The 581-nt window shown below is 68.2% G+C and carries 1 pseudogene; it reads left to right on the top strand.

The annotated features are described in order from the left end of the window. Window positions 1–581 (top strand): annotated as a pseudogene (locus tag MOV75_RS41220) (hypothetical protein); the annotation flags it as partial.

The following is a 581-nucleotide window of genomic DNA, read 5'->3' as shown; positions in this document are numbered from 1 at the left end:
AGGCCGGCGCACTGCTGGCGCTGCTCGGGCTCGATCGCGTGGTGGCCGCAGGCGAGGGCGCTTCGCAATTCGAGGGCAGGCTGACCGGCGCCTGGCGGCGGCCGTTGCAATTGAACGCAAAGCTCAGCGGTGGCGGTCTGGATGCCGATGCGCAAGGCAGTGTCGAATTGTCGGAGCCGAAGGGCAGCATGAATCTGCGCGTGCGCAACGCCAATCTGGCGCCGCTGCTCGGGACCAGCCCGACCGACAAATCGGCGCGGAACGTCAGCCTGTCCTCCCGCGTCGGGCTGAAAGGCAATCGCCTGACCTTCGACGATCTCGATGGCAATGCGGCCGGCTCACATCTGCGCGGCCATCTGGCGGTGACGCTGGATCAGGAGAAGAGCGTCGACGGCGAAGTCGGTCTCGATACGCTCGATCTTGCGCCGGCGCTCGCGATGGCGATCGGCGCGGCCGGGCATGATACGGGCGAACCGATGAGCGCAGGGCTCATCACGGGCTGGCGCGGCCGGATCGCGTTCCAGGCGTTGCGCGGAACGTTGCCCGGCGGTATCGAGCTTCGCCCCTTCGGCGGCACGATC

It is taken from the genome of Bradyrhizobium sp. PRIMUS42 (assembly GCF_023006515.1).
Classification (GTDB): domain Bacteria; phylum Pseudomonadota; class Alphaproteobacteria; order Rhizobiales; family Xanthobacteraceae; genus Bradyrhizobium.
The sequence above is the reverse complement of the archived record's forward strand: the minus strand, read 5'-3'. Positions and strand labels throughout refer to the sequence as shown.